The 4,330-nt window shown below is 58.8% G+C and carries 6 protein-coding genes; all 6 read right to left on the bottom strand.

All coding sequences use genetic code 11. The annotated features are described in order from the left end of the window. Positions 1 to 310 precede the first annotated feature (310 nt). Positions 311 to 802 carry an acetolactate synthase small subunit gene (ilvN, locus tag V6C16_RS08570; protein WP_012625524.1) on the bottom strand — a complete coding sequence of 164 codons (492 nt, stop codon included), beginning with the start codon at positions 800 to 802 and terminating at the stop codon, positions 311 to 313. A gap of 10 nt (positions 803 to 812) precedes the next feature. Further along, complete coding sequence (gene ilvB, locus V6C16_RS08565; RefSeq protein ID WP_333543013.1) at positions 813 to 2,504, bottom strand: biosynthetic-type acetolactate synthase large subunit; 1,692 nt, start codon at positions 2,502 to 2,504, stop codon at positions 813 to 815. Between the two features lie 21 nt (positions 2,505 to 2,525). After that, complete coding sequence (locus V6C16_RS08560; protein WP_333535251.1) at positions 2,526 to 2,756, bottom strand: YdcH family protein; 231 nt, start codon at positions 2,754 to 2,756, stop codon at positions 2,526 to 2,528. 54 nt (positions 2,757 to 2,810) lie between these two features. Then, complete coding sequence (locus tag V6C16_RS08555) at positions 2,811 to 3,113, bottom strand: YggT family protein (RefSeq protein ID WP_333535252.1); 303 nt, start codon at positions 3,111 to 3,113, stop codon at positions 2,811 to 2,813. A 66-nt stretch (positions 3,114 to 3,179) separates the two neighbouring features. Then, positions 3,180 to 3,845, bottom strand: coding sequence for an HAD family hydrolase (locus V6C16_RS08550; RefSeq protein ID WP_333535253.1), 666 nt, complete (start codon positions 3,843 to 3,845; stop codon positions 3,180 to 3,182). Beyond that, positions 3,842 to 4,330: hypothetical protein (locus V6C16_RS08545; RefSeq protein ID WP_333543012.1), on the bottom strand; the 489-nt coding region annotated here is incomplete at its 5' end. The genes V6C16_RS08545 and V6C16_RS08550, both read right to left, overlap by 4 nt.

Below are 4,330 nucleotides of genomic sequence, written 5' to 3'. Positions count from 1 at the left end.
TGCGAGCGCGGTTGCGGATCTGCCTGCACGCAGGGGCGGCCCCTGGGGATAAGGGACACCGGCCGCCGGCGTCATTCCCGTGCCGGAGAGGGCCTTGTGGGCCGTCAGACGCGGGAACGGACAGTCCTGGAACCATGACGCCCTTGAAGCGCCCTGAGGGCTTAAAGGCGTGTGCAGCATAAAAGCGTGTATTTTGCCGCACTCACACCGCCTTGCGGGGTGGCGCGCCAAGTGCGGCGGCAGAGCGGACGACCATGCTCGATGAAAATCCGCTCATGGGCGAAAATGCCCCGGGCCGCAGAAACAGCCCCTAATCCGCCTTTTTGGAACGACGCATGGCTACAGAGCCTGTGCGCGCCAGTTCCTTGATGCCAAAGCGCTGTAAAAGATTGATGATGGCATCCAGCTTGTCCTGATTGCCTGTGGCCTCAATGGTCATTTCATTGGGGCTTACGTCCACCACCTTGCAGCGGAATATCTCAACGGTGCGCAGAATTTCACCCCGCATGGGGCCTTCAGCCTGCACCTTGACCAGCATCATTTCGCGTTCAACAGCGGCAATGTCCGCAAAGTCCACCACCTTGATGACAGACACGATTTTGTGCAGCTGTTTCATTATCTGCTCTAAAATCAGGCTGTCGCCTTCTGTGGTGATGGTCATGTGCGAAACGCCCTCTTCCAGGGCCGGGGCCACATTGAGCGAATGGATGTTAAAGCCGCGCCCGCTGAACAGTCCCGCCACGCGGGAGAGCACGCCGGGCTCGTTTTCCACCAGCACGGAAAGCACATGTGTCTTGGTCATAGCCCCTCCTTTACACCAGCAACATTTCATCAAGCGCCGCGCCAGCGGGCACAATGGGGTACACGTTTTCCTCGCGCTCAACCACTACGTCGATAAAGGCCGGATTGGGTGTGGCAAGGGCCTTTTCAAGGGTGGCGCGCAGGTCTTCGGGCTTTTCAATGCGGTAGCCTTCGGCCCCGTAGGCTTCGGCCAGCTTCACAAAGTCCGGCTGGGCCTCCATGTTGGTGGAGCTGTAGTTCTGGTTGTAAAAGAGTTCCTGCCACTGGCGCACCATGCCGAGGTGGCGGTTGTTCAGGATGACGACCTTGATGGGCAGCCTGTTGGAAACCACGGTAGCCAGTTCCTGAATGTTCATCTGTAACGAGGCGTCGCCCGCGACGGTGATGACTTTTTTGTGGGGGAAGGCAAACTGCGCGCCGATGGACGCGGGAAAACCGTAACCCATCGTGCCGAGCCCCCCGCTGGTCAGCAGGGTGCGCGGCTTGGTGAACGTGTAGAACTGGGCTACCCACATCTGGTGCTGGCCCACTTCGGTGGCGATGATGGCATCGTCGTTGGAAAGTTCATACAGGGTCTGGATGACTTCCTGCGGCTTGATATTGTGGTTTTTCTGGTAGCAGAGAGGCTTGCTTTTTTTCCATTCGGCCACGGCCTCAAGCCACGCGGCGTGCTCGCTGCCCCAGTCTTTGCCCTCCAGCTTGGCGCTGCATATTTCGCCCATACCTTCCAGCGCCAGGCGGCAGTCGCCCACCACGGGAACGTGCACTTCCACGTTTTTGCGTATGGATGTGGGGTCGATGTCAATATGCACGATGCGCGCTTTGGGCGCGAAGCCTGCCAGCTTGCCCGTAACGCGGTCATCGAAGCGCGCACCCACGCACACCAGCACATCGGCATTGTTGATCGCCAGGTTGGCGGCGTACGTGCCGTGCATGCCCACCATGCCGAGCCACAGCGGGTCGGTGGCCGGAAAGGCCCCAAGGCCCATGAGCGAGCAGGTGACGGGAATTTGCAACTTGCGCGCAAGGCTCGTGAGGGCCTCGGCCGCATCGGACATGATAACCCCGCCCCCAGCCAGAATAACCGGGCGCTCGGCGCGCGCCAGTTCTTCTACCGAGCGCCGCAACTGGTTGAGGTTGGGCTTGTAGGTGGGGTTGTAGCTGCGCATGTAGACTTCTTCGGGCCATACGAATTCGGCCCTGGTCTGCATGACGTCCTTGGGCAGGTCAATGAGTACGGGACCGGGGCGGCCCGTGCGTGCCAGATAAAAAGCCTGGCGGATGGTAAGGGCCAGCTTGTTGATGTCCTTTACCAGAAAATTATGCTTGGTGCAGGGGCGGGTGATGCCCACGATGTCCACTTCCTGAAAGGCGTCATTGCCGATCAGTTGTGTGGGAACCTGCCCCGTAATGATTACCAGAGGAATGGAATCGGAATAGGCTGTGGCTATGCCCGTCACCGTATTGGTAGCTCCGGGACCGGAGGTAACCAGGCAGGCGCCTACCTTGCCGGAGGCGCGGGCATAGCCGTCAGCCGCGTGCACAGCCCCTTGCTCGTGTCGTACCAGCACGTGACGTATTTCCTGATGTCGCGGCAGTTCGTCATAGATATCAATCACTGCGCCGCCGGGATACCCGAACAGCACGTCAACGCCTTCTCTCTTCAGGGACTCAAGGAGAATCTGCGCACCTGTACATTCCATAGCCGGCTCCTTAACAGCCTGCTAGCAATCCTGTTTTTTTATCCTGTCGAGGATTGCCATGAGCTGGGTTTTGCCTTCAAGCTTCTGTTTTTTCAGCTGCTTCAAGGTCTGTTCTTCAGTAGGGGTGCGGAAGGGTTTGCCTTCAAGCTTTTCTACCTGTTTTTCATAGAGCACGTGATCTTCCCAAAGGGATTTCAGCTCCGGATCAGTAGCCGCATACTTGGTTAGTAGTTCTAGTTCATGCTGATCCATAAGAAATCTCCATTGTTAGATGTTCGAACGCGGAAGTCCGCGAGGAAGCCGGAATTATTGGATGGCATGCGCGTACTGGGCAAGAGAGGCAACCACAATGCGGTTGAAAAGCTCGATGCTCAGCAGCACCACCACCGGGGAAAAGTCCATGCCGGTGGTGTAGGTAAACGGCAACCACTTGCGCACACGGTAAAACACGGGTTCCGTGAGAGCGCGCAGGGTGCGCACTATGGGATTATATGGGTCGGGACGCACCCAGGTAAGCACGGCCGCGATGATGACGATCCAGAAATACAGGTTCAGCAGTGAACCGAGAATCATGGCAACGGCGCTCATGGTATTGGCCAGAACAATCATGCGCCCTCCAGAATGGCGGTCTTTGGGTCAAAAAATACGCTCAGGGGAACCCGGCGGGGCCTGGTTTTACAGCTTGGCATTCTGGGGCGGCAATATCCGGTTCAGCGCGGTGTGCAGGCCCGCATAATCCGTAACCGTTATCTGCCCCCGGAGAGGCCCGCCGTTAAACGCCGCAAATACTACGCCCGCCCCCCGGGCCGCTTCCTTGTCATGTTCGCTGTCGCCCACAAAAAGCACTGTTTCAGGCTGAACGCCCCAGGCGGAGCAGATGCGCCGCGTGCCTTCGGGAGACGGCTTGGGCGCTGCCGTGTCGGCCGCAACCACAGGGTTAAAATAGGTGGGCAGGCCGAAAATGTCCAGAACCGTTTGTATTCCCTCAAACCTGCGGTTGGTATGCACGGCCATGCGCACCCGGCGGTCACGAAGATCGTCAATAAAGTCGGTAAACCCCGGCTGCAGGCGCAGCATGGGCAGTATGTCGCGGCGATAGTTGACGACTTCGCGTGTGACGTATTCTATCTGGTCGTGGAGGTGCGGCGGCACAATGTACAGCAAAGACTGCACGGCAGTGGCCATAAAGCAGTATTCTTCCTGCTCCGGCGTCATGGGCGCAAGGTTGAAGTATTCAAGAACGCGGTTGTAGAAAATATTGTTGGACTCGCGAGAATCTATCATCACGCCGTCGCAATCAAAGATGACTCCTGCAAGACCGTGGGGAAAAAGCGTGCTCATGATGCGGGCCTCCATACGAGCCACAGGCGCTCGACATCCAGAGGCGGAGAGCCGGTGGGCTGTGTGCGGCCGAGAATGCGCCAGGCCGGGGCATGCGCCTGAAGCAGCTGCGGCATGACGTCGACCGGGAGGGCGGCATGTTTCTGGGCCGGGCTGAAATCCGCTTCTTCCTGCATATCCTCGGACATGGGGCCTTCTGCCAGAATGGGCAGGTCAGGAGGCAGAAAGTGCATGGCATTGGCCGTTACCAGCCGCCACGGGGGCATGAGGCCCAGGTCGAGGGTCACTGGCGTACCCAGAACGCCTGTTCCGGCACAGCTTTCAAGAGTGCCGGGGCCTTGGGTGTCGCCCTCGTCCACGCCGAGGGAGCGGGTAAAGTTCTCGGACTTGCGGGCCAGGGCGTGGGCCATGTCCGCCAGTTCAGCCATGCGCTCTTCCTGAAGCCAGGCCCAGAGAAGGGCCTTTTGCGCCTGTTCTTGCTCTAT

It is taken from the genome of Desulfovibrio sp. 1188_IL3213 (assembly GCF_036763145.1).
Classification (GTDB): Bacteria; Desulfobacterota; Desulfovibrionia; order Desulfovibrionales; family Desulfovibrionaceae; genus Desulfovibrio.
The sequence above is the reverse complement of the archived record's forward strand: the minus strand, read 5'-3'. Positions and strand labels throughout refer to the sequence as shown.

Coding starts and splice junctions, on each gene's coding strand:
- V6C16_RS08560 (WP_333535251.1), bottom strand. CDS start 2,756: ATGGATCAGCATGAACTAGAACTACTAACCAAGTATGCGGCTACTGAT.
- V6C16_RS08555 (WP_333535252.1), bottom strand. CDS start 3,113: ATGATTGTTCTGGCCAATACCATGAGCGCCGTTGCCATGATTCTCGGT.
- ilvB (WP_333543013.1), bottom strand. CDS start 2,504: ATGGAATGTACAGGTGCGCAGATTCTCCTTGAGTCCCTGAAGAGAGAA.
- ilvN (WP_012625524.1), bottom strand. CDS start 802: ATGACCAAGACACATGTGCTTTCCGTGCTGGTGGAAAACGAGCCCGGC.
- V6C16_RS08550 (WP_333535253.1), bottom strand. CDS start 3,845: ATGAGCACGCTTTTTCCCCACGGTCTTGCAGGAGTCATCTTTGATTGC.